This is a genomic window from Clostridium sp. CM038, assembly GCF_055081105.1.
The window spans coordinates 62222-87801 of the sequence record NZ_CM143651.1 but is presented as its reverse complement, the minus strand read 5'-3'; the positions used below and the strand labels follow the sequence as shown (position 1 = coordinate 87801).

18 protein-coding genes and 1 other annotated feature are annotated in these 25580 nt (G+C 31.3%); of the genes, 4 read left to right on the top strand and 14 right to left on the bottom strand.

Annotated features, from left to right (window positions below):
• Positions 1 to 84 precede the first annotated feature (84 nt).
• The 4 genes from ACWJKS_RS00365 to ileS form a co-directional block, all read right to left on the bottom strand.
• Positions 85 to 498 carry a hypothetical protein gene (locus ACWJKS_RS00365; protein ID WP_216303320.1) on the bottom strand — a complete coding sequence of 138 codons (414 nt, stop codon included), beginning with the start codon at positions 496 to 498 and terminating at the stop codon, positions 85 to 87.
• 117 nt (positions 499 to 615) lie between these two features.
• Positions 616 to 4680: an AAA domain-containing protein gene (locus tag ACWJKS_RS00360; RefSeq protein ID WP_462960215.1), complete on the bottom strand. Its 4065-nt coding sequence runs from the start codon at positions 4678 to 4680 to the stop codon at positions 616 to 618.
• 123 nt (positions 4681 to 4803) lie between these two features.
• Positions 4804 to 5802, bottom strand: coding sequence for a LacI family DNA-binding transcriptional regulator (locus ACWJKS_RS00355; RefSeq protein ID WP_216303318.1), 999 nt, complete (start codon positions 5800 to 5802; stop codon positions 4804 to 4806).
• A 221-nt stretch (positions 5803 to 6023) separates the two neighbouring features.
• Positions 6024 to 9125, bottom strand: a complete 3102-nt coding sequence (gene ileS / locus ACWJKS_RS00350) for an isoleucine--tRNA ligase (RefSeq protein WP_462960214.1) — start codon at positions 9123 to 9125, stop codon at positions 6024 to 6026.
• 127 nt (positions 9126 to 9252) lie between these two features.
• Positions 9253 to 9471, bottom strand: a binding site (T-box leader).
• Positions 9472 to 10035: 564 nt separating this feature from the next.
• On the opposite strand from ileS, the gene ACWJKS_RS00345 reads away from it, so the two are divergent.
• A complete protein-coding gene (locus ACWJKS_RS00345; protein WP_216303341.1) occupies positions 10036 to 11934 on the top strand; it encodes a type I glutamate--ammonia ligase in 1899 nt (632 codons plus the stop codon).
• 168 nt (positions 11935 to 12102) lie between these two features.
• The gene (locus tag ACWJKS_RS00340) at positions 12103 to 12738 is read left to right on the top strand and encodes an MBL fold metallo-hydrolase (RefSeq protein ID WP_220286913.1); all 636 of its coding nucleotides are present in this window, start codon (positions 12103 to 12105) and stop codon (positions 12736 to 12738) included.
• Between the two features lie 98 nt (positions 12739 to 12836).
• Here ACWJKS_RS00340 and nrdG read toward each other — a convergent pair whose 3' ends face one another.
• Both nrdG and nrdD read right to left on the bottom strand, forming a co-directional pair.
• Positions 12837 to 13325, bottom strand: a complete 489-nt coding sequence (gene nrdG, locus ACWJKS_RS00335; RefSeq protein WP_220286914.1) for an anaerobic ribonucleoside-triphosphate reductase activating protein — start codon at positions 13323 to 13325, stop codon at positions 12837 to 12839.
• Positions 13326 to 13418: 93 nt separating this feature from the next.
• The gene (gene nrdD / locus ACWJKS_RS00330) at positions 13419 to 15527 is read right to left on the bottom strand and encodes an anaerobic ribonucleoside-triphosphate reductase (RefSeq protein ID WP_216303340.1); all 2109 of its coding nucleotides are present in this window, start codon (positions 15525 to 15527) and stop codon (positions 13419 to 13421) included.
• 496 nt (positions 15528 to 16023) lie between these two features.
• Between nrdD and ACWJKS_RS00325 the strand changes: the two genes are divergently transcribed.
• Both ACWJKS_RS00325 and ACWJKS_RS00320 read left to right on the top strand, forming a co-directional pair.
• Entirely contained in the window at positions 16024 to 16224 is a 201-nt protein-coding gene (locus ACWJKS_RS00325) for a cold-shock protein (RefSeq protein ID WP_071611001.1), read from the top strand.
• A gap of 222 nt (positions 16225 to 16446) precedes the next feature.
• Positions 16447 to 16626, top strand: a complete 180-nt coding sequence (locus tag ACWJKS_RS00320; protein ID WP_165412906.1) for a hypothetical protein — start codon at positions 16447 to 16449, stop codon at positions 16624 to 16626.
• Positions 16627 to 16692: 66 nt separating this feature from the next.
• Here ACWJKS_RS00320 and ACWJKS_RS00315 read toward each other — a convergent pair whose 3' ends face one another.
• From ACWJKS_RS00315 to ACWJKS_RS00280, 8 genes are all read right to left on the bottom strand, one after another.
• Positions 16693 to 17523: a hypothetical protein gene (locus ACWJKS_RS00315; protein WP_216303314.1), complete on the bottom strand. Its 831-nt coding sequence runs from the start codon at positions 17521 to 17523 to the stop codon at positions 16693 to 16695.
• A 360-nt stretch (positions 17524 to 17883) separates the two neighbouring features.
• Positions 17884 to 18468, bottom strand: a complete 585-nt coding sequence (locus tag ACWJKS_RS00310) for a hypothetical protein (RefSeq protein ID WP_220320318.1) — start codon at positions 18466 to 18468, stop codon at positions 17884 to 17886.
• Between the two features lie 111 nt (positions 18469 to 18579).
• The gene (locus ACWJKS_RS00305; protein WP_462960213.1) at positions 18580 to 20097 is read right to left on the bottom strand and encodes a DUF7922 domain-containing protein; all 1518 of its coding nucleotides are present in this window, start codon (positions 20095 to 20097) and stop codon (positions 18580 to 18582) included.
• A 77-nt stretch (positions 20098 to 20174) separates the two neighbouring features.
• A complete protein-coding gene (gene rsmA, locus ACWJKS_RS00300) occupies positions 20175 to 21011 on the bottom strand; it encodes a 16S rRNA (adenine(1518)-N(6)/adenine(1519)-N(6))-dimethyltransferase RsmA (protein ID WP_220286918.1) in 837 nt (278 codons plus the stop codon).
• Complete coding sequence (gene rnmV, locus ACWJKS_RS00295) at positions 20992 to 21555, bottom strand: ribonuclease M5 (protein ID WP_462960212.1); 564 nt, start codon at positions 21553 to 21555, stop codon at positions 20992 to 20994. The genes rsmA and rnmV overlap by 20 nt, the downstream gene beginning before the upstream one ends.
• Positions 21556 to 21755: 200 nt before the next feature.
• Complete coding sequence (locus tag ACWJKS_RS00290; protein WP_216303310.1) at positions 21756 to 22796, bottom strand: 3D domain-containing protein; 1041 nt, start codon at positions 22794 to 22796, stop codon at positions 21756 to 21758.
• A 269-nt stretch (positions 22797 to 23065) separates the two neighbouring features.
• Positions 23066 to 23833, bottom strand: a complete 768-nt coding sequence (locus ACWJKS_RS00285; RefSeq protein ID WP_220286919.1) for a TatD family hydrolase — start codon at positions 23831 to 23833, stop codon at positions 23066 to 23068.
• Positions 23834 to 24054: 221 nt separating this feature from the next.
• Entirely contained in the window at positions 24055 to 25572 is a 1518-nt protein-coding gene (locus ACWJKS_RS00280) for a DUF445 family protein (RefSeq protein ID WP_220320315.1), read from the bottom strand.
• Positions 25573 to 25580 lie beyond the last annotated feature (8 nt).

The following is a 25580-nucleotide window of genomic DNA, read 5'->3' as shown; positions in this document are numbered from 1 at the left end:
ACTTCTTATCATATTTTGAAAAACAAAAAATGTGTAGGCTGAAAAATATATTTTTCATCCTACACACTTTTTGTCTAGATGTTTTTATTTCTCATCCGAGATAATACCTTCTTTATCTAAAACAATACGCTCTTCATCAAAAGGCGAAACAAATTCAAATCTGTCTGTTGACATTTTGCCTCCGCTTTTTCCAAGTAATTCTAAATCATCGTATTCGTCAATATTATATTCCTTTAAAACAGAGGTCATATCCTTTTCTCCCTGGTATGGTAGTCGCGTTACAAATGAACGAAATAATTCTTCGCTGAAATACTTTGAATTTACTATAGGAAAACACGGCAATGGAGAGAATCCATATGCTTCAGCCTTTTTAACACCCTCAATATCATATTTGAAATAATATTTTTCCGGTCCTTTACTTAATTCGCCTACTTTAAATGTTTCTTCTTGTTCATTCTTCCATATCATCCATATTACGTTCTTCACTTTGCTAGTCATTCCTCTCACCCTCTTATTAAAAATCATACTATTATCATGCTCTGCCATTATACTTATTATAACTTAATTGGAATAATATGCAAACAAAAATTTCACTAAGTAGGTTTTATGTGTTTTCTAGTTATTTAATTTTTGTGATAATCTATCCATAACTACACTAGGATTTCTATAAAATTCACTGGCACGTATTTTATAAAACTCCCATCCAACCCTTTCAAGACACATTTGCATTTCATACTGCTTTTGCCAATTATAATTTTCATCTTGTGGCATTCCAATGCATTTAACTGCTATTTTTTTATAATGACCTCCAGGAATATCCAAGGATAAATCCGTTTCTACAACAAAGTCTATAGTATATTTTCCCACTTTAACCTTTGGTGTGATCTTATATCCATTTTCTTTTATGCATTTTTCTATGTGCTCCTCAAAATCGTTTAATAATAAATATTGTTGTGATTTAATTTCTTCCTTAGGTTCATTCTCCTCAAGGCAATATTTTAATAGTGAGTATCTAACACATTTATTATTGAGGTTATTTAAATCGACTGAGTGAAATAGCCACATTTGATTCCTTGCACGGCTTGCCGCTACGTTAAATCTTCTTATATCTGATCCCTTAGTTAAAGCTGTAAATTTAGCATTATTTGCAATAACCATCGATAGGAACATTACATCTCTCTCATCCCCTTGGAAGGAATAAGCATCTCCACATATAAGTCTTCTTTGCAGTATTTCCTCCATGCCAAGTGTCTCTACCAACATGCCCAGTATTAATTCAGCTTGAGCGTCCCCTAGTAACGATACAACCCCCATTGTCATGCCATTATACCTCTCATCACTACAACACTCTACTATCTTATCTACAATGCTTTTTGCTTCGTTTGCGTTTATAGCCTTAGCTTCATCCCTACATCCCTGAGTAACTTTAGAGGTTACTATAAATGGGCCAACTATCTCTTTAGCGTCTATTCTTCTTAAAGGTATTATTTCGCCCGAATAGCACAATTCATTACTAAATCCTATTATCTCTGGAACACACCTAAAGTGTTCCTTTAATAATAATCTATTTGGGAATACCCTTAGGGCTGTATTGTACAAGCTAGTTTTTAGATCAAACCATTCTGCATGTGGAATGTCTTCTAAATATGTGTTTATTAAAGTTTCTACAGCAACATGGTCCTTTCCAATGGCTTCTGGGCTTATTTGCTTTTCATCTCCTACAATAATTGCCTTCTTAGCCCTCATTAAAACTGTTATAGCTGATATATCACTTTGACTGCTCTCGTCCACAATTACCACATCGAATAAATTATCCGTAAGCTTTAAATTCTCCATGACTCTATTTATTGGCATAATCCATACAGGAATTACATCCTTACAATTTTCCATTTCCTTTCGTGCAATTTTCCTATACTTCACTGCCTGAGTTCCTGTGCCCTTTCCTATTCTTTTTATAGCTTCCATCCAAGTAAATAAGCTTCTTTTTTGAGCCTCAGTAGTACGCTCTATTTGATTAAACCAACTTTTTTTAGAAACAAGTTCTCTTATAATATATTTTTCTTTAATTTTTTCCTGGGCTATATTTTTCTCTAAAGCTTCTACATCAATTTCTTCTAATTCGCACAAAAAATCATTCCATTTTTTCCACTTCCATGCCTTTTCCCAATTTAAATTTTCTAAACTCTTCATGGCCTTTTTATTATCATTTGTGATATTTTCAAGTAATATCGGACAGCATTTTTCTATCTTTTTGCTTAATTGTGTTAATTCTAACACACTACTCGCCACTTGCATTAGACTATCAATCTCCATATAAACAGAATGTAAACTATCAACGTCTCTTGTTTTTATAGCATTGTGTAACTTTTGCATGCACCCTACATTATTGAATGTTTTCTCTATCCCTTCCATTTCTAGTTTTAATTTATTATATTTATTTATAAGCCTTAAACTCTCAAATCCATTTTTTAGATAGATATATGATTCTTTTTCATACCAACGTAAACTAATCGTCAGGTTTTTATCTGGTAAAAAATTAATTATATTATTTCTAAAGTCCTTGTCCCAGTTAATAATCGTTTCAATACCCCTAATGCAACCCGCGACTTCACTTACATAGTTTAAGTTTGAATCATCTATAATCTTTGCCCCATACTCTTCTATTGTATTATTCCAAATATTTTTAAGTTCTCTTTCTAATAGCTGTAGCTTTATATATAAATTAACTACCCTTATTTGTTCACTATTATTTATAAGCTCATAATCCACCTTGCAACCCGCGAATATATATTTAAACTTACCATGGATCATTTTAAATACAATTCCCAGTTTGCCTTTTTCATTTATTGTTTTTGATACAACATCAAAGTCATTTTTAAATTTGTTTATATCAACATCAGTTGGTATTTCTAACTTGTGATCATTTAATTCTTGCTTAATTTCACTTATACTTCTTATATATTCATTACACTTATTAACTAATTGTTGCCAAACACCTTGTGATTCGTTATTAGAATAATAATGTGTCATAACATTATTTAGCCAGCTATTTTCAAACCCTTCTAGTCTTTCTATTGCATCATCTACAAGTTTTAGTAATCTTCTATTTCCATAATCTATAGACTTAACATTATTCCAGTCTTTAATATTATTCTCATGAATATGTTGATACTGTTCTAATTTAAATAATTCTAATATTTTATAACATAACTCGTCTTCTTTAGGCAATATCGCTCTGTACTTATCTATGTTATTTATTTCATGTATTTGCTCTTTTGTAATTCTACTTGATAATGTAACTAACTTATTAAATTCTTCATGACCTAAGGGATTTTGTTTATTAAAATCAACCTTATCTACTAGCCAAGAATGAGCATCTTCATTATCTTTAACCCACTTAGCCATATGCATTAATGTGTATTTTTGACCTTCATACTCTACCTTGTCGTTTTCTCTATCTTCAATGCATTTTAACCCTTCATATAATTTTTTTTGAGTTTCGATGCACTTACTAAGTTTATATTTTAAGAGTTTTATGTCTTTATGTAATTCTTTAGTATCCATTGATAAATTTTCAGTTATTTTTCTAACAGACTCGTCCAATTCTTCTAGTGATTTCGTATCATTTCCCAATATACTTATACATAATGCCCTAACTTCTTCGGGGATTTTATTAGACAAAACCCTTAATGCTCTATCTGTTTGGCTTGTCACTAGTACCCTCTTGCCATGTGCCAAAAGATGGCATATTAAATTAGCTATAGAATGGCTTTTACCAGTACCTGGCGGTCCCTGTACAACAATGCCAAAGTTTTCAGCGAGTCTCTTAGTTATTTCCATTTGCTCCTGATTTGCAGGCAAAGGAAATAATACATCTTGTCCCACTTCCGTCCACTCTTTAAGTTCCTCGATATCTTGCACCATATCTTCCTCCGAAACTAAAGCTTCTATAGTTTTAGGAATAGGAAATCCCGCTCTTATTTGCGTTAATACATCATTTAGTTCCATATTCCAAAGTCTTGTGTCAACCTTACGAAGTATGATGCATGGGGCATTGTAAAATTGCATGTTACTTTGAATCTTTATATCTGATTCACCGCTTAGCTCCTCAATATAAAAACCCGACCTGTGAGCTTTTAAAAGCATAGCTATCTCTTCGAATATTTTCGAAGCCATTTCAATATTTCTTACATCCAGAGCCATATCTTTTGCTTTATTGCGAATGCTTAGTAAACTGTCTAAGTTTACTTCGAGGTATTCATTTAAAAATTCAAGCTCCACATTGGTTTGGTTATTATATGGTTTTAGGGTAAATATTTTTTTCATTGAATCAAGCTTTATTTCTATTTTAGTCGTAAAAATAGGATGGACTACTTTTTTGCCCTCTTTTTCCCAAGTTAAAAGCCCATTTGACCAAATCACCTCTAAATCTTCACTGTTTTTTTCTAGTTTTAAATATGTTTTCTGAAACTGAGCGTATAATTTTCCTGCTCTCTCATCTATAGTTAACCAATAATCCTTATTTTCATCAACATTAAAAGTGCACCCACTAATATTTTGGAGTTCCTTTTGCCAATGTACATTTTCATATTCATTAATATTTCTTATAGTTTTTTGATTCATATTTTTTATACTTAGTAAATATGAAAATATTTTTTCTACTTTATTATTAATATTCAAAACTTCGTTACCTCCAACTTGTTAATTTGACATTTATAAAATCACCTAATTGTATATTCAAGGCTCATGAAAATAATGTAAAAAGTCTTATTAAAACTTATTTTGTTTTAATAAGACTTATATTTATTTACAGGAATCTCTCTCCACTATTCTATATGGTAATACAAAATGTTTTTCCTCAACTTCTAAATTATTTATAGCTTTTATAAGCATTCTCATACTTACAGATCCCATGTCATACATTGGTTGAGCCACTGTAGTCAATTTAGGATAGAATATTGAAGCTGAATAAATATCATCAAAGCCCATAACATCTATGTCCTCCGGAACTTTAATAGATTTATCTCTTAATGCATTTATTACTCCCATAGCAATTTCATCACTAGCACAGAATACTGCGTCTATTTGGACACCTTTATCTAATATCGCATTAATCCCCTTGTACCCATCTCTAGCCTTAACTCCGCCAAGATAAATTAGCTCTTTATCAAGTGTTATTCCCATTTCCTCAAGCCCTTTTATATAGCCAGTGTGCCTTTTAGCTAGCGCATTAACTTTTTCTATATCAGTACCTACATATGCAATTTTCTTATTGCCCTTATTTATCAAATATTTTACCGCATCAGCCGCTGCCCTTACATTATCAATAGTAACACTAGGTAATATTCCTCCAGCATCTGTAGTTTCTACAAGAACCGTCGGCATTTCGAGCTCTTTTATTAAGCCTATAACATTATTCTCTATGGAATTACTCATGTATATAACCCCATCTATCATTTTCTCTTTAAGTATTCTTAAAGATTCCATTTCTTTATCTACGTCTAAATCCGCGTTGCAAAGCATAATGTTGTATTTATAAATATTAGCTACATCCTCACAGCCTCTAACAATTTCAGGATAAAATTGATTTGATATATCCGGTATAATTATCCCTATAGTACTAGATTTTTGAGTTTTTAAGCTTCTTGCAACTATATTAGGCCTATACGACAATTTTTTTATAGCATCATTTACTTTTTTCTTAGTGTCTTCATTTACCACATCTATATCATTTAAAACTCTGGATACTGTGGCAATAGAAACTCCCGCTTCTCTTGCAACATCTTTTATTGACGCAGCCATATTTCTCAACTCCTACTATTTTCTTATCTTATCATTATACTGATAAAAGCCTGTCATTTCAAGTTATATATGAACTTGCTACTATTAGTATAGTTATAGTGTTCCCATTAAATCAAGTTTACAATGATATTTATAAATATATCTCATAAAGTGTACCCGCACATTATTATTACTAAAAAAGAAAGTATGTGCTTAATATCACATACTTTCTAAATCATTAATTACAATTTTTCTAAATCTAGTTTTAAATCTTCACCATTTATCTTAACCGTCGTATATTCTCTTTCACCATTATATACAACTTCTACAGATAAAGTATCCCGTTTGATTTGTTCCTCAAATCTCGAAATTACATTTTGAAGCATTTCATTTCCAGATACGTAAATTCTAATCTTATCAGCAACTTCAAAACCACTTTCTTTTCTCATGTTTTGAATCTTGCTTAAGATCTCACGTACGTTTCCTTCTTCTTTAAGTTCTTCGGTGATGTTAGTCATTAAGACTACTCCCATTTCACCTTCCCCAGCAAATGCATAGCCTTCAAGCCCTTGCATTGTAACAAGTAATTTCTCGCTATTGAGTTCTATTTCTGTTCCCGCTACATTTATAGTAACTATGCTCCCGTTATTTATAGTTTGAGCAAGCTCCATTTGGTTCATAGCTCCTATTGCTTTCTTAATTCCTGGTATTAGCTTACCATATGGCTTACCTAGCACAGGTAAATTTGGTTTAATTTCAAATTTAACATATTTAGAAATATCAGCTCCTAGCTCTACTTCTTTAATATTAAGTTCTTCTTTTACTATATCTCCATAATATTCCGGAAGAGATTTAGAACTAACTAGCATTTTAGAAAGCGGCTGTCTATTCTTTATATTAGCAGCATTTCGTGCACTTCTTCCTAATTTAACAGTCTTATAAGCCATATCCATTTCTTCTTCTAATACTTTATCCACTTGATCCTCTCTATATTCAGGCCATGCACATAAGTGAATACTTTCTGGTGCACTTTTGTCAAATGCAACTACTAAGTTTTGATATAACTCTTCTGTTATAAACGGTATAAATGGAGCAGATATTTTGGCAAAAGTTGTGATAACTCTATATAATGTCATATAAGCGCCTATCTTATCATCTGTAAGTGACTCTACCCAGTATCTTGCTCTATTGCGCCTTACATACCAATTAGAAAGTTCATCTACAAAACCTTCGAGTTCAAGAGCACCTTGAGTTATTCTATAATTTGTCAAATGGTCATCTATATTCTTAACTAATGTGTTTAATTTTGACATCATCCATTTGTCCATAATATTCTCAGATTCAAAGCTATCATATTTAGTTGGGTCAAAATTATCTATTTCAGCATATAGAATATAGAATGAATATACATTCCAAAGAGTTCCTATGAACTTCCTTTGTGCTTCAATTACCGCGCCTTCATAAAATCTTGAAGGTAACCATGGCGCACTAGCAGTATAAAAGTACCATCTTAGAGCATCTGCTCCTTGATTTTCTAGCACTGTAAATGGACTTAGCACATTCCCTTTATGCTTAGACATTTTAATTCCGTTTTTATCTAATACATGCCCTAGTACAATACAGTTTTCAAATGGGTTTGTATCAAATACAGCTGTAGATACCGCAAGTAACGTATAGAACCATCCTCTTGTTTGATCTACTGCTTCTGAAATAAATTGAGCTGGGAAATTAGCTTCAAATATTTCTTTATTTTCAAATGGATAGTGATGTTGCGCAAATGGCATTGATCCTGAGTCAAACCAACAATCTATAACTTCTTCTACTCTAGTCATAGATTTGCTACATTTTGGACATTTTAAATTTACCTTATCTATAAATGGTTTATGAAGCTCTATTCCTCCTGGCACATCTATTCCCTTTTCATTAAGTTCTGCTATACTTCCAATAAGTTCGCGATGACCGCATTCACATTCCCAAATTGGAAGTGGAGTCCCCCAATATCTAGATCTACTTATACTCCAATCTATAACGCCTTCAAGGAATTTACCCATTCTACCTGTTCGCACGTTATCTGGCATCCAATTAATTTTATTATTATTATCTATAAGTTTGTCCCTTACTGAAGACATTCTTACAAACCAACTTTCTCTTGGATAATATAAAAGTGGTGTATCACATCTCCAACAGTGTGGGTATGAGTGTTCAAATTTCTCTGCTTTATATAAAATATTGTTTTCTTTTAAGTATTCTAATATTTTAGCATCAGCCTCTTTAACAAAAATGCCCTTCCATGGAGCAACGCAATCTACAAATTTTCCTTCTACATCAACTAAATTAATAAGTGGTAAATCATATTTTTTACCAAGCAAATTATCATCTTCACCATAAGCCGGAGCAATATGGACTATCCCTGTACCATCTGAGAGTGTTACGAAATCTCCGTGTACTACATAGAAAGCTTTTTCTTTTGGAGTATAGAAATTAAACATTTGCTCATATTCAAGGCCTATTAGAGCTTCTCCTTTAAATTCACGTACTACCTCATACTCTCCCACGAGTTTACTTAATAAATCTCTCGAAAGTATTAAAGTCTCACCTTCTTGGATTACCTCAACATAATCATATTTTTTGTTTACTGCAAGTGCTACATTACTTGGAAGTGTCCAAGGAGTTGTAGTCCAAACAAGTATAAATTTTTCTTCACCCTTCACTTTAAATTTCACATATGCTGACATTTCTTTTACATCTTTATATCCTTGAGCCACTTCATGAGATGATAAAGATGTTCCACATCTTGGACAATAAGGCATTACTTTATGACCTTTGTATAATAGATCCTTATCCCACATTTGCTTTAATGCCCACCAAACCGATTCAATATAATCATTGTGATAAGTTACATATGGCTTCTCCATATCTACCCAGTATCCTACCCTATCCGACATTTCTTCCCACATATTTACATAATTAAAAACACTGTCCTTACATTCTTTCACAAACTTTTCCACACCATAAGTTTCTATTCCAGGCTTACCATTAATTCCAAGTTTTTTTTCTATTTCAAGTTCTACCGGTAATCCGTGGGTATCCCACCCAGCTTTTCTAAGAACATTGTATCCCTTCATTACCTTATATCTTGGAATTAAATCCTTCATAACTCTTGTTAAAACATGCCCGATATGTGGTTTTCCATTAGCCGTTGGTGGACCATCATAAAAAGTAAAGGACTCTCCTTCCTCATTTAAATCAAAATTCTTTTGAATAATATCTTTTTCTTTCCAAAGCTTAAGCACATCTTTTTCTATATCCATAAAACTTTTTGAAGCATCATTTTTCTTATACATAATAAAACTCCTTTCCCTATTTTATTTAATAATTACTATTTGTATGTGGGGAACTTTCCTTCTGAAATATCGTTAAATCATCACCTGTGGTACTACAATATTTTTAAATATAAAAAAACCCCACCCTAAATAGGACGAAGTTAAATTCGTTATACCACCTATATAATACATATAAATTCAAGTACAATAATACCTTATTCTTTAACGCAGAAATACGGATAAGCTTACTAAACATTCAGCTCTCAGCTCCTAGGTGATTTTCTCTAAACCTTCACTATGGGTTCTCAACCTGCCCCATTCTCTGTAAGTTACTTGCTTAAATACTTTTCCTAATCAAAGCTTTTTATTAGCCATAATCAATAATTACTATGAACTTCTTATCATTATATTATAATGAATTTTCATTGTCAATTTCTTTTTAAATTCTCTTGTATTTACCATGAAAAAAAAGAGGTCTATATCTAAAATTTAAAATTTGTGTTATAAATCCTATATCTTGATATTTTGGTAATACTATTCTACAAACCTTCAATAACACCTTGATTATTTAAATATCACCTTTTCATAGATGTATGTGATATAATACTAGTTAAAAATAAACTTTGTTATGATTTGAATTTATAAATGATTTTTCATTTGTAATAACTTGCAAATCAGCGCCATTGATTTATAATTTATTGTGTTTTGTGATGTTTTCTTATTGACATACTTGCATTTTCATAATAAAATCATTTTATTTACAAATAAAATTTTGTTGTATTTCTAAGAAAAGCTCTCTACTTCTATATGTGGTAGCCTTGTTACAGGCAATTCAAGTATTCTGCTAAGATCATGATTCTATTTCTAAAAAGGTTAATCAAGTCACTTTAGTGGCTTTTAAGCAATTTATATACTTTAAAGGAGGAATATTATTTTGAAAAAATTAATTTATGTAATTCCTAAAGAAAAGCATTCTGAAAAAGAAATTAAAGAAACTTTACTTGCTCACCCTGAGGTGAAATTCGTCTCACTAGTTGGTATTGACTTATCAGGTAATGACACTGACGAGAGAATTCCAATGAAAATATTCTTAAATGATATTAGTGGCTTCGCGGACGGTGCTATTCAAACTGATGGTTCATCTGTAGTATTGCCAGGTATTGCAACTCTAAACAATGCTAAATTAGACATGCTAGCAGATTTTGACTGTAATTGGTACGTCGACTACAATTATGAAAACATTGACCCTGAAACAACATTACCTATAGGTACATTAAAAATTCCATGTATATTATTACATGATAATCTCCCAGTAGATTCAAGATCAATCTTAAAAAGATCCGTTGAATGTTTTAAAACAACCCTTCTTAATTTATTCAAAGAAAATCCATCATCTTTAACTTCTTTTAATTTTGAATATAAAGATATTGATGAGCTAATGCTCACTTCTGCTACTGAGTTAGAATTTTGGGTAAAAACACCTAATGATAAGGCCGATATAGAAGAACTATCTACTTCGCAAGTACTAAAAGAGCAATATTGGAGTAAAACTAAAGGAAATGTTCGAACAGCTCTCGAGCAAACACTTCTTTTAATGGAAGAGTATGGTTTCGAACCTGAAATGGGCCATAAAGAAGTTGGTGGGGTAAAAGCTCAAATAGGTGAAGCTGGTACTCTAACACATATTATGGAACAACTTGAAATAGATTGGAAGTTTTCAAATGCTCTACAATGTGCAGATAATGAGCTATTTATCAGAAATTTAGTAAAGGAAACCTTCAGACTTAACGGTCTAGATGTTAATTTTTTAGCAAAACCTGTACATGATGTGGCTGGAAGCGGTGAACATATTCATGTTGGGGTCGCTGTAAGATTAAAAAATGGAAAGAGAGTTAACTTATTCAATTCAAATAAAAAACATTTTTTAAGCACTTTAGGTTATGCTTCCGTGATGGGCGTACTTAAAAATTATGAAGTAATAAATCCATTTGTTTCTTCAACAAATGATTCTTTAAGAAGATTAAAAGTTGGTTTTGAAGCTCCTATTTGCATAGTAACTTCACTTGGTCACAGTGTAGATATTCCATCGAGAAACAGATCTATACTTTTAGCCTTAATAAGAGACCTTGATAATCCACTTGCTACAAGATTTGAGCTTAGATCTCCATGTCCACATACTAATGCCTATTTAGCTTTATCTACCCTATATATGACAATGCTCGATGGGATTGTATATGCCATCGAAAACAATAAATCTGAAGATGACCTTTTGAAAGAATTATCTAAAGCACCAGGAGACGACAGCGATTATTTAGAAAAAGATAGAGCTTACAGAAGTGAAGAAGATGTATTCGAATTCTATACAGAAGAAGAGCGCGCAAAATATTTTGGAAAAGCACCAAAAACTGTTTATGAAAATGTTCGTACATTAGAAGAATATCCTGAAAAGCTTAAGGTTCTTACGACTTCCAATGTATTTACTACTAGCATAATAAATAGCTTTAAAATGGCAATAACCAGTAGATGGGTTACTGAAATAAATAATAGGTTATTAAATAATTATGCAGAAGAGATTCGAAAATCTGAAATGATTCACACTGCTGAAAAAGCTTTAGATTTAGATTTAGCAAATTGGCAAAAAATTAATGACCTTAGACATTCTCTTATGAAGGATACTTATTCTAAGAAAAGCCTATTTACTAAAATAAAAGAAGCCTCTAAACTTGAAAACTATGAAGAACTTTCATCATTACAAATACAATTAGATGCACAAATGGAAGAGCTTAGACATTATTATTCTAACTATAAAAAGAATTTATTAGATATTTAATAAAAATCAAAATTATATATTGTGAGTCATGAAATGACCGTATAAAATGTTCTTTTACTACACAATATATTAATTTTAAAGGCATTTCAGAAGGAAAGACTCCCACTTCTATAAGTGGGAGTCACATACCATAACAAAGAGAAACCATTTAACAAAAGGAGAATTTACATGAAAATAACTTGGTTAGGTCATTCATGCTTTCTTTTGGAAGATTCAAAAGGTGTGAAGCTTTTAACAGATCCATTTGACAATACTTTAGGGTATGATATTTATAAAGGTAGTCCAGATATTGTAACTATAAGTCATCAACATTTTGATCATAATTATATCAAAGAGCTAACTGGCAATTATAAAATCATAGATAAAATTGGTATTTCCACTTTACATGATATATCTATAAAAGGTACCCCTTCTTATCACGACAAAAATAAAGGTGCAAAACGGGGCGATAACATAATATTCACCTTTAGAATGGATGGGTATTCCTTATGTCATTTAGGAGATCTAGGCCACACTCTTTCAAATGATGATATATCCTCCCTTGGAGATGTAGATATATTGTTTATCCCAGTAGGGGGTAATTATACAATTGATGGCAAGGAAGCGTCGGAAGTTACTAAAAAAATAAACCCCAAAATAGTTATACCTATGCACTATAAAACTTCACAACTATCTCTTCCATTAGAGGGAGTAGAAACATATCTTATGCATATGAAAAACGCCTCAAAGATAGATAGTAATACTTTAGTGGTTAACGATGAAATAAAAGAATCCATGTCTGTCAAAATATTAAACTATATTTAGAAGAAAAGCCTACCATTTTTAAATAAGTGGTGGGCTTTCCTTTTTTATTTCACATTGGATCAAAATATTAATAATGAATTTTATATTCGCTTATTCCATTATACAATTTGATTTTCTAAAATACTTTTTTTAACATCAATGATTCTCTGATTAGATGATCCAGTATACTTACTAGCGCCTTCCTTTAATTCTTTATCAAATTTGCCATCAATAAGTACATCAATACAACTTAATAGCCCTAGTTTGTCACTATCTCCGCTATGCATTAGTTCTTCGAAAGTGTATCCACTATAACACCAAATATTTAATCCCTGGCCCTTTAATTTCTCTGATAGTTTCGTTAAAGCTATCGCACTCTCAAAAGGTTCTCCTCCTGAAAAGGTAACCCCTTTTATTATAGGCATATTATTCTCTATTTTTTGTGCAATATCATCTATTGAAATAGAATCCCCATAATTAAAATCTTGCATAAATTCATTTTGGCAACTTTTACAGTTATGCATGCATCCAGACACAAAAATTACAGACCTAAGTCCATCTCCATTAACTAATGAATTATCTAGAAATCCGCCTATTTGAAGTTTCATTCAATCCACCACCTTTTATAAAATAATCATATGAAAATGATGGGCAATTGTTTAATACAATTGCCCATCATTTTCATCGTACTTAGTCAATTTTTAATATGTAGATACATGACCCGCAGTATGAGATATTCTATCTGCTCTCTCTGCTGTCTTCCCGTTACCAAATCTCTCATCCAAACTTAAGTAACCTGTTACTCTTGAAATCCCTTGTATATTACTACTTCCACATTTGCTACATTTATGTGCTCCACTTTGGAGATATGTTCCACAGTCTTTACAATATCTTATATGGAAATTTATGCCCATATAACTAATGTTCGTTTGCTTATATGCATAATCTAATATGTCCATTATAATTTCTTCTGTTGGATAATCGTCAAGTTCTATATAACTAATATGTCCACCATTACATAATTTATGATAAGGCGCCTCGATATCTATTTTTTCCTTAATTGATATTGGATACCCTACTGGAATATGATAACTATTTGTATAATATTCTTTATCAGTAACCCCTGGTATTTCACCAAATACAGCCTTGTCTTGAAGTATAAATCTACCACTTAATCCTTCAGCCGGCGTAGCATAAGCACTCCAATTAAGCTTAGTTTCATCTATCAGCTTGTCAGTATAATTCCTTATATAAGATATTATTTCAACCCCTAATTTTCTGGAGTCTGCACATTCTCCATGATGTTTTCCAGTTAGCGACGCTACCGTTTCTGCAAGCCCTATAAAACCAATACCCCATGATCCATTTTTTAAAATAGGTTCTATGGAATCCTCAGGTAATAACCCTTCACTACCTACCATAAGACCTTGCCCTGCTACAAAAGGTAGATCCTTAACTCTTAATTTTTTTAAAACATCATATCTATGCATAAGTGCTTCTCTAGAAAGTTCTAACTTACTATCAAGTAATTTGTAAAACTTATCTACCTCTCCCTTCGCTAATATACCAAGTCTAGGAAGATTTAAAGTTACTGGAGCAATATTTCCTCTCCCTTTTGTTCCTGCCTCTCCATTTGCATTAGAGCAAATATAAGTACGGCATCCCATGGTAGCCGGAGTAATCCCTTGATCATAGTAGAATTTATTAAAATCAGCATCCAAGTTCATAAAGGTAGGATTCATTCTCCTACTAGCAACGCGACAAGCAAGCTTATATAAGTAGTGATATGGGTCAGTCTTTTCTCTATTGACCCCTTTTTTAACCCTAAAAATTATGTTTGGAAATACAGGTTGTTCCCCTTTTCCAAGTCCTTTTTCGTATTCAATTAAAAATATTTCACATACGAGTGCTGCGTCTTTAGATTCCGGCACTCCAATATTCATCGAACTAAAAGGCACTTGTGATCCAGCTCTGCTATGCATTGTGTTTAGGTTATATACTATGCCCTGCATAGATTGTTCTACAGCTCTTCTTAATTTACGTTCCGCAAATTCGCAAATTTTGTGCTCATCTACACCAAGTTCTCTAATTTCTTGTCTAATTTCTTGCCTTGTATATTCTATGAATGCCGCCATGTCATTGTCAAAATCGGGATGTGATTGACCTCCAAACATATCATTCTGCGTTGATTGAAGTAAAATGCATGAAAGTTCTGCTGCAGACTCTATCCTTTTTGCTTTTCTTATATATCCGTATCCTGTATTAAACCCTCTTTCTAATACTTCTCTTGTTGGTATATGCAAACAATTTACAGTTAAATTATAGCTATCTAGATCATGGTAATATACGTCACCATTTTCATGTGCTTTTGATAAATGCTTAGGCATCATAGATAAATTATGCCATTTGTTTGATTCGCTAGCAATTCTAAGTAACTTAGAACTAAAGTTATTACCAACATTAGCATTATCTCTATCTGTCTCTACTCCTATTTTTTCTATAGCTTTCATAAGGTCTGATTTTATTTCTCTAATCTTGTTACGTTCACGTCTGTAATTAGAAAAAGCTACTCCAATAACCTTATGACCATTTTCTAAAAGCGTACCTTCAACAATATTCTGTATTTCTTCAACAGTTAGTTGCTGTTTCTGCAAATCCTCAATTTTTTCTATGACCTTTTGAGTTAGCTCTATAACTTCACTTTCTTTTAAATTAAAAGCGATTTCATCCATCGCTCCCTTTATGGCATTTGTAATTTTAATTGAATTGAATTGAACCTCTCGTCCATCTCTTTTGACAACATGTAGCATATTTTGACCCCTCCGAACACAGTATCTTTTACTTTGCTTATTATACTCTAGTAAAAAATTTATATCAATTTCTAAATTAACTTCTATCATATAATACAGCCAATTAATTTTTAGTTACCTCGATATCCTTTGATTTTTTATAGTTATCGCCTTATTAACATAATTAGTTAACCTACCCGCTCAATTTTGATAATATCATCCTGATAAAAACTTTAAAAATAAAATAGTATAAAAAACATATTAAAAGCCAAACTATATATACAATTTAGATTAAAACCTATTATAAATAATAAAGTGTTGTAGGTGAATATATTTTTATAAATAGCTATGATATTATAATATAAGTTGTGTTTAGATACATTTTAGTAAAAAAATAGTATAAATACATAGATAATATTATTATTTTCAAAAAACTATTTAAAAATTCACCAAAGTGTAGTATCATAATAGTTATGTTACAAATGTTACAAATTTTTTTATTCAGGAGGAAAGTTATATGAAAACAGGTACAGTTAAATGGTTTAATTCAGAAAAAGGGTTTGGTTTCTTATCCGTAGAAGGAGAAGAGGATGTATTCGTACATTTTTCAGCTATTCAAGGAGACGGATATAAATCTTTAGAAGAAGGACAACAAGTTCAATTCGAAATAACTACTGGCGCTAGAGGCCCTCAAGCTTCAAACGTTACTAGATTATAATTCAAAATCTAATCTATAATATAAATTAATTATAGAAAAAACACCTATCACTTTGTGATAGGTGTTTCTTAGTTTATGGATAATATAAATCATACTCTCTCGCACGCAAGTCCATTTGTTCATATTATACATAAAAACATTATCACTTTCATGAATATAATAGTGTTCTTTGCTAAAACTATAATAAATATAGTTTATATATTATGAAAGGATGGTTTTATAATGTTTGGTAAAATAATAGATATGAGCAATACTGATGCTTTTATAAATTTTTTAAATGGAACTAGTATAAACGTAAGTGTTTCCCGCTTACCTAAAAATTCAAAAATAGGAGATACTATTGATTTAAATATTGATGCTCCTACTAATATGCTTAACGATACAATGATAAATTTTCTCTAATTAAGTTTAATAATAAAAACTGCATTTATTTTTAAATACAGTTTTTTATTATTTTTTGCAATATTATTAAAATCCTTTAGGTTTTTCATCTTCAAAAATTTCAATATTCCATCCTTTATCATATTTCGCTACTACGTAATATTTCTTTTCCTTCTCATTCGCTTTATTCTTAATCGTCACAGAAGATTTGTATATAGTGGATTTGTATCCTTCCGTTTTAACACTTACTAACTCATCATATCCTGTATTTTTATCTTTTACCAATAGTGCATTAAAATCATTTAATAGCTTACTTTTAAATGATTCTAAATCAGTTGATAATATAAATTTAGCCACTTCATTATCTTCACTTATATCGACAAATATTTTTTTGCTTTTATCATCATCCTTTATATACTTATCTAATACCTTCAAAATCGAATCATAATATACAGTTTCAAAATCTATAGGCTTTCTAATATTCCAAAAGTTTTCTATGATATCATTGTCAATCCTTTTAGATACAATATAACTTTTATCTGCACTATATAAATTAGCTCCATCTTTTTTATCAAGTCCCGCTATATAACTAAATTTATGGACTTTATCGACACCTTCATACATTTCAAAAATATAATCAGCCTCTAGTGTTGATTTTTCATTAACTTCCTTAGCTGACGATAAAATTTTATGTAAATCTTTTATAGCTATTTCATCCGTAACCACAAATCTAAAGCTTTTATCTCTAGTACTTTGTATTATTATTTTTTTAATTCTCCCCTGCTCAATATAATCAAAATCAACATTTTTCACTCCAAGCTTTACTTTAATTACATCAAAGCTTTTACATCCAGTAAATATAAATGAAGTTATAATTATAAAACAAAATATAATTAGTTTGCTTTTATTTTTAATCATTTGTTATCCCCCTAGCTAATCTCTGCAGGAAATAACAATTATATATTGTTATCCTAACTCTCAAATATTATTTCCACAAAGTTTCTTTTGTTATTTTAAAATTCATCTCCTTTTTATTCCCTTTATTTAAGCTGCTTAGCACAATAAAATACTAAGAGAATCATAATTGATCCTCTTAGCTCATGACTCGTTAAATCATCACCTTCAGTGCTGCAACAGCTCCGCAGGTGATGACTTAATGACTCACAATATGGTAATGGACGGTCTTTTAGATATCATTAAATAAATTATAATACTTTAAAAAGTTTTAAGCAACTCTAATTAATTTCATACGACATTCGGAGAGATGTCTAATCCATCCTATCGAACTTTCAAAGTCTCAACTATACTTTCAAAAATAGCTCCATAAGTCTCTTTAAAATTAACATTTCTTGTAAAAAAAGAAATTCTATAAAACTCTTTTCCATCATCAATAAAATATTCATAGGCCTTGTACCAATTATTATCGCTTACATTAATTAAGTATTTCACTAAGTATGTCTTTTTCCCATTTATAATAGTGTCATCTATTTTATAATTTCTAATCGCATTTTGCTTCTGTGATATCTCCTTGCTACTATCTAAAAATGCTTTTAAGTCCTGTTTACCTTTCCAAACTTCTACAAAGCCATGAATAACTGCATCATTTGATTGAAAATCGTTATGATACATAATCTCACCACCAGAAAATTTTTTTTCTTTAGTCGTCCATCCAACCGGCAATTTGTAACTTACCTTTCCGTCTATAGCTGTATAATCATTAAGTAATTTAATATCATTCTCCACAAGAATAGTAGCTTTTAGCTTGTCATCAAATTGTTTTGATATCCCCAAAAGCGTGATCATCAGTCCGAGGATTATTACTATAATTCCAACTTTTTTTCTGTTTATAAGTATAACCTTCACTGTACCCCTCCACATATTAATGTTAATATACTATATGATATACATTAAAAGAATATTAAAAAATTAAATGTGCGACTAAATTATTTAGCCACACATTTAATTCTACATATATTATTTTTTTAAAGGTACAACAATTGTAGAATTTTTAAAATCATAAAACATCAGCCAATATCCCATTTCATCATTCTCCTTATCTGAAATCCAACTTACAAAACCAGTTTTCCCTCCATAAGGTTGATGAGTTTTAGCTCTACTTCCCGGTATTCCATAAACAATATATTTCATTTTCCCACTTGAGTCACATTTATATCCTAACATAAAAGATTTATAGTTTCTAATATACGGATAATACGAAATCATAGGATAATATGCTATTGTATATTTGTTATAGTCACTCAAATCATACATATTCTCTAAATTACTAACCGGTACCTTATACCATTTGCACCATTTAATTTCATTAGAAAAATCAGGTACTTCATCAAAATCTTGCGCTACTGCCTTGAAGAATTCTCCCATAGCGCCTTTAGGATATTCCTCTTTTGAAGAATTTTTCTCCTTATAATTACACTCATCTTTTTTATCTTCTTTATGTTGCTTTTTATCCTTATCTCTATTTACATCAAAATCATCTTCAAGTTTCTTAACTTCATTTTTTCCCTTTAGTTTATCTGAAATCTCAACATCTTCAATATTAATTCTTTGCGTAGTATCTACCTTGTCTACTTTATCGACTTTATCTTGAGCTTCTAAAGGTCCAAGATCTTCGGTATTACCTCTTTTCATTGTTTCTACTTTTGTATCCGCTGCTTCATCCACCTTCTCATGAGTCTCTAAATGTTCGACTACTTCATCAGCTACTTTATCTTGAGCTTCTAAAGATCCAAGATCTTCGATATTACCTCTTTTCTTTGTGTCTACTTTTGTATCCGCTGCTTCATCCACCTTCTCATGAGTCTCTAAATGTTCGACTACTTCATCAGCTACTTTATCTTGAGCGTCTAGAGGTCCAATATCTTCGGCATTGCCTCTTTTCTTTGTGTCTACTTTTGTGTCCGCTGCTCCATCTACCTTCTCCTGAGCTTCTAAATGTTCGACTACGTCAGCATTTTTCACTTTAATTAATTCAATGCTTTGTTCATATTCATCAAATTCATTACTTATATCATCTGCTCTAGTTTCCTTCTTATCCTTATTACAATCCGCTAGTTTATAGTTTTTCCACTCATTTGGTTTATCTGTTGTTGAAAATCCACTCATTATTGAAATCACATTAACATCTAAGAATTTTACAATTGCAGCTCCAATAATTTTTTCAGCAGAAATGCCGGTATCCGCTATATTGTCCATATCATATTCATGGGAAATGTCTACCCTACCGTGATCGTCTATGTTCAATTTACCAACTTTTATAATTTTGTTTACATCTTTTTTGCCGCATATTAAAATCATGTAATAAGGTTGTTTTTCCTTCCTTAGGTTTTGCACGTAGTATGAAACCTTACATTTACTGTTTTTCATCTCAAGCTTTGCATATCCAGATGGAATCTTGTCAGCTTCTAATGAATAGCCTTTTTCATCTTCTTGTAATATAATAAAGTACCTACTATAATTTTTTTTAGGTGTCACCTGCATTTACCTCCATATAAAACTTATTCATTATAATATATGAACCATATTATAAAAAATGAACACTATATAGGAATTTATTTTACAAGTCCTATTTCATCCGAAAGCGTTGCAAACTCTTGCAGTGATAAAGTCTCGCCTCTCCTCTTAGGATCAATGTTTGCTCTTTCAAAACATTTTAGTAAATCTTCTTTAGGAATTCCTATATCTTTAACAGAATTCCATAAGATTTTCCTTCTCATATTAAAAGATTTTCTGACTATAGAGAAGAATAATTCTTCATCCTTCACCTTAACTTTAGGCTCTTTTAATCTATCTAATCTTATAACCATAGATTCTACTTTAGGCTGCGGCAAAAATGCTGAAGGCGGCACGAGCCGAAGTATTTTCGTGTCACAGTAGTACTGAACTAATATTGAAAAGGCTCCGTAAGCTTTGCAATTTGGCTCTGAATCTATCCTCTGCGCAACTTCCTTTTGTATCATTATAGTTAAAGATTTAAAATTATAACCCCCAGTAAGTAAGTTAACAATTATTGGTGTTGTTAAGTAATATGGTAAATTAGCAACTAATTTTACAGATTTTTCATCCTTAATTAGTTCATTAAAATCCACTTTTAAAGCATCATTATGTATAAGCTCAAAATTATCGAACTCTTTTAATTCATCTTGCAAAATCGGTAAAAGTTTTTCGTCTAGCTCTATAGCACAAACTCTTTTAGCTCTCCTTAAAAGTGCTCTAGTTAATGTACCAAATCCTGGTCCTATTTCGATTATAAAATCTTCTTCATTAACTTCTGCCCCCTCTACAACATCGTCTAGCACAGAGTCATCTATTAAAAAGTTTTGGCCTAAACCTTTTTTGAATCTAAATTCATATTTTTTACTAACCTCACTAATCGTCAAATCTGCCATAATTCATCTCCTTGTTTATTTTTTGTACAGCATTTATAAATTCTTCTTTTATAATTCCATAATTGTTTAACCTAGTTATAAATTGCGCCGAATTACCGTATCCTATACCTAATTCGTTTCCGAGCGCATGGCGTCTTTCCTTAGCTCTAATATCTGCTGTTAACTTGAAAAATATCATATCTTGCACGTCAAACTCTTCTCTTTTCTCTTGGACTTCAAATTTTGCAGTTTCGAGAGCCCTTAATATTGTTTCAGGTGATGCATTTTCAACACCTATATCTCCGTCCTTAGTACCTTCCTTTTGAGATATGTACGCATGTTTTACATTTGCTACTCTTTTGGTAATAATCTTTCTTATTTTTTCTCCAGCAAAGTCTGGGTCTGTAAATACTATTACCCCTTTTCGCTTTTGCGCTTCCCTTATTTTACTAATTACCTTTTCGTTGATTCCAAAGCCTCCTACAGAAATTAGTTCAGCGTCTACCGCTCTTTTAACTGCTGTGATATCATCTCTTCCCTCAACTACTATCACTTCTTTAATCATATTGTCCTCCTAATTCTTCATACCGCAGGGCACCACTTATTATGTGGTTATCGACCTGCTATGATAAACTAAGGCATTTTCCTTATTATATAATCATAAAAAATAAAAACATCCCTTAGTATTTCTTTTTATTGCTGTATCTATAATACCATTTTACTTATTAATAGTGAACTATAAAACAAAAAAAGGAGCTTGCGCTCCTATTTAACAATATAAATACTTACATTTCGTGCTCCCCAACCCCACATTTCATCACTGGAGTCGTAATACAAATCTATATGATTACCCTTTATAGCTCCACCTATATCTTCTGCAATACCATATCCGTACCCTTCTACGTAAATCTTGCTTCCTAATGGAATAACGCTAGGATCAACGGCTATAGTACTATATCCCTCTGAGTTTCTTTTCGCCCTCACCCCTGTGCTAGTTATACCAAAGTCAGGGTCGCCCGCACTCTTACCAGTGCAACTATAATCAGCAGTATATGCTGTTGCCCTAACCTTCAGTTTCCTAGTATAACTAATATCGCCTCCACGGGATGGTGTATATACACTAGTAGTACCTAATGCAATTATTTCCTTAACGGGCTGTGCTTTAAATTCTTCATTAACTAATTTTCTAGATACTTCTTTGCCATTTTCATAAACAACAGCTGAAGTTATAACCTTCTGACCAGTTATGCCTTTTTGAATAACTTTCTTTACACCTTTATTTAGTTCATCGCTGCTTTTAATTTCGGTTGCAAATTTAACTGCTTTAGTTTCCTTCACATTCTCAGTGTTTACTCTTGTTACCCTTACTGCGAGACCTGATTTTAGCGAATCACTTTTTAATGGGGTAATCTTGTCTTCATCACCTAATACAATTTTTTCTGCTTTTAGCATATCTTCTACCGTTTTTTCAGCAGTTTGTATATTTAACTCTTTCCCATCAACTGTTACTTTGACATTTACAGCTTTTTTTATATATATTTTATCTCCGTCTTTTACTTTACTGTCTAAACTAACTGTTATTTGGTCTTTTGACCCTAATGCTATATTGTTACTTTTTAGTATTTGAGTAACATTACTTTTTAAAGTTATAACTTCTATAGACTTTCCATCTACAATAACAGATATAGCTTTTTTCATGTTAAACATAGTAACTGAAATGCATGTTAATAATAGCATTACTACAAAAAATGTCTTGGGACCATTTGAAAAATAGTTCTTAAAATTATTTTTCGCGTTTTTTATCATATAAATTCCCTCCCTTAGTCAAGAATACTTGGGTATTATACCTTGAAGCATTAAATATGTCAAATTTCGACCCAATTATTCTTAGTTTCGACTTTTAATGCATCTTTTTGCATATAATTATATTCTTAAACCATCTCAACTAGCCCATTCTTGAGGGTAACCCGGCAAATTAATATTCACCATTAAAATCATATGTTGGAAATTTAATTTTAATTACCAACAATTCTGTGTAAAATTATCACACTAATTGTATTAATAACCATTCTACACTATTTGTAAATTTTTAGCAATTGTTTTATATTATATATTGTTGCATTTTCAATTTCTCCTATGGTTTTACCCTTAACTTCTGATATTTTTTCTATTATGTACTGAATATAATCCGATTGGTTTCTTTTCCCTCTATGTGGTACAGGCGCCATGTATGGACAATCCGTTTCCACTAGTATCCTGTCCATTGGTACGATCCTTGCAATCTCTGCCGTTTTCTTTGCATTTTTAAAGGTTATAACACCAGTGAAGCCTATATAATACCCTAATTTTAAACACTCCTTAGCAAATTCAACACTTCCTGAAAAACAGTGAACTACCCCTACTACTTCCGGAAATTTCTTTAATATATCTAACGTATCTTTATGGGCGTCCCTATCATGAATAACCACTGGTAATCCAAGTTCTTTTGCAAGCTCCATTTGAAGTTTAAAAGCCGCTTTTTGAATTTCTCTATCCGGGTTTTCGTCGTAATAATAATCTAATCCTATTTCTCCTATAGCTCTAACCTTTGGATAATGTGTTAAATTCCTTAATTCTTCAATAATTTCCTCATTAACAATATTTGCATATTCAGGATGTATTCCTACCGCCGAGTATATAAAATCATATTTATTCGATAACTCTACTGACATTCTTGCACCGTCAAGTGATGCACCGCAGTTTAAAACCCCTATTACTCCTTTATCGTTTAACCCCTTTATTACTTCTTCTCTATCTCCATTAAAGGCCTCATCATCATAATGTGCATGTGAATCAAATATCATAATCTATACTGTCGTTAAACCCGTTAATTTCAAAAGTTTAATTACAGTTTTCACCATCCTTTCTATGTAATAATAAATTCTTTAATATAATTCAAATGTCTGTTTGATATTATATCACTAATATTCAACTATTTGCAAAATTGTATAATCGACAATTTAGTTAAAATAAATAAAAGCCACTTTACGACGAAAGTGACTTTTACCTATTAATTAGTAATGTACTAAAGCGACCCTAATACAGGTGATAATAACCCCATAATTGCGCCTAGCAGTGCTCCGAGCCAAGTTATAGCTCTTAACTCTTTGCTAGCAATGTCTAATATAATTTTCTCTGAAAAAGCTACATCAAATTCATTGATTTTGTCTTCAACTATCTTAGCTACATTCAACACTTCAATTACGTCAGCAGACTTATTCTCTACGAATTTATTGTATAGCTCAAGAGCTACTTTGGAAACAGATTGGGGTATTTTATCCCCCTTTCCATTAAATATTGATTTAGTTCCCATATGTAAGAATCTATTAATCATTACAGATACTATTTCTGTAATTTTTATTTTTGCAGAATTGCTTTTTGCCATAGCTTCTATTCGACTTTTTATAAATTTTTCTATTTCATTTTTATAATCTATGCCTATTTTTTCGAGCAACTCCTCAATAGACATGTACTTGTTAAATTTACCCTCTAACTTATCAAAAGTGTCACTAATAAATTTTTCATCTATAACCTTTGTTGTAAATAAATTAATCAAAGGCTCTATACCGTCGTCTATCCCTTCTCCTGGTAATTCAGAAAGCACAGTAGATATTGAATTTTTGAGCAACTTGTCTATTATATCATTAATAATTAAGGCAATATCATTATGATTTTTCGTATCATCTAAGAATTCGTCTATCCCAATTGCAACTTTTTCATAAACACTATCCACATTCATAAACATTGCTATCATGGGGCTTAGTTTAGTACTTATTGTTTCCCCTACAATTTTTCTTAATTTCTGACTGTTTTTTTCTTCTTTCATTGTTTTTTTTATTTCCATGGCAATATTATATCTTTTCCCATAAACATACACTTTTAAATTGCTTATCATCTTACTAGGTATAACTTCCTCAAAATTCTTGTCTAAAACCACTAACTGAGCTACCTTATCTTTTAATATTTTTTGAATTTCCTTATAAAATTCTTCCGAATTTTTATACTCAATAACCATGTTTAACGCTTTATTTTTTATTGAATTATATAATTCACTTTCACAAATGGTTTGTGGTTTAACCTTTAGTTCTAGCATTATTTGTGCATATGCATATTTAGCAATACCTTGTTTAACATCTTCTTCATTTATATACTCTATAAGTAATTTAGAAAGATTAGTGTTAGTATTCTGCAAAAAAGCACAATATTCATCGCCTAATAGGGATCTTATCTCATCTTCTACTACATTCTCGCTATTCCCCATAGCAGACACCTTACTTTTCACCCAAGAATCCAATTGCTGATTCATATCTTCACTGCATAAAGACTCCATAATTGTTTCCTTTGTCAAAAGATGTTGGCCTATAGACTCACCCACACTTTTAGCAATTCTAGATTTTTCTTTTGGTATAAGACCTGGAGTAAATGGAACTTTAAATTTAAAAAGTCTAATCTCATTGTGAGGTCTAAACAACATCTTTATAGCTAACCAATTGGTTATATACCCGATAACAGCTCCGATTAAAGAACCTATAATAAATTTCATATTATTTA

Excerpts from the sequence above, each read along its gene's own strand:
- ACWJKS_RS00365 (WP_216303320.1), bottom strand. The coding sequence starts at position 498 with ATGACTAGCAAAGTGAAGAACGTAATATGGATGATATGGAAGAATGAA.
- ACWJKS_RS00280 (WP_220320315.1), bottom strand. The coding sequence starts at position 25,572 with ATGAAATTTATTATAGGTTCTTTAATCGGAGCTGTTATCGGGTATATA.
- ACWJKS_RS00340 (WP_220286913.1), top strand. The coding sequence starts at position 12,103 with ATGAAAATAACTTGGTTAGGTCATTCATGCTTTCTTTTGGAAGATTCA.
- nrdG (WP_220286914.1), bottom strand. The coding sequence starts at position 13,325 with ATGAAACTTCAAATAGGCGGATTTCTAGATAATTCATTAGTTAATGGA.
- rnmV (WP_462960212.1), bottom strand. The coding sequence starts at position 21,555 with ATGATTAAAGAAGTGATAGTAGTTGAGGGAAGAGATGATATCACAGCA.
- ACWJKS_RS00320 (WP_165412906.1), top strand. The coding sequence starts at position 16,447 with ATGTTTGGTAAAATAATAGATATGAGCAATACTGATGCTTTTATAAAT.
- ileS (WP_462960214.1), bottom strand. The coding sequence starts at position 9,125 with ATGTATAAGAAAAATGATGCTTCAAAAAGTTTTATGGATATAGAAAAA.
- rsmA (WP_220286918.1), bottom strand. The coding sequence starts at position 21,011 with ATGGCAGATTTGACGATTAGTGAGGTTAGTAAAAAATATGAATTTAGA.
- ACWJKS_RS00315 (WP_216303314.1), bottom strand. The coding sequence starts at position 17,523 with ATGATTAAAAATAAAAGCAAACTAATTATATTTTGTTTTATAATTATA.
- ACWJKS_RS00325 (WP_071611001.1), top strand. The coding sequence starts at position 16,024 with ATGAAAACAGGTACAGTTAAATGGTTTAATTCAGAAAAAGGGTTTGGT.
- ACWJKS_RS00290 (WP_216303310.1), bottom strand. The coding sequence starts at position 22,796 with ATGATAAAAAACGCGAAAAATAATTTTAAGAACTATTTTTCAAATGGT.
- ACWJKS_RS00285 (WP_220286919.1), bottom strand. The coding sequence starts at position 23,833 with ATGATATTTGATTCACATGCACATTATGATGATGAGGCCTTTAATGGA.
- ACWJKS_RS00355 (WP_216303318.1), bottom strand. The coding sequence starts at position 5,802 with ATGGCTGCGTCAATAAAAGATGTTGCAAGAGAAGCGGGAGTTTCTATT.
- nrdD (WP_216303340.1), bottom strand. The coding sequence starts at position 15,527 with ATGCTACATGTTGTCAAAAGAGATGGACGAGAGGTTCAATTCAATTCA.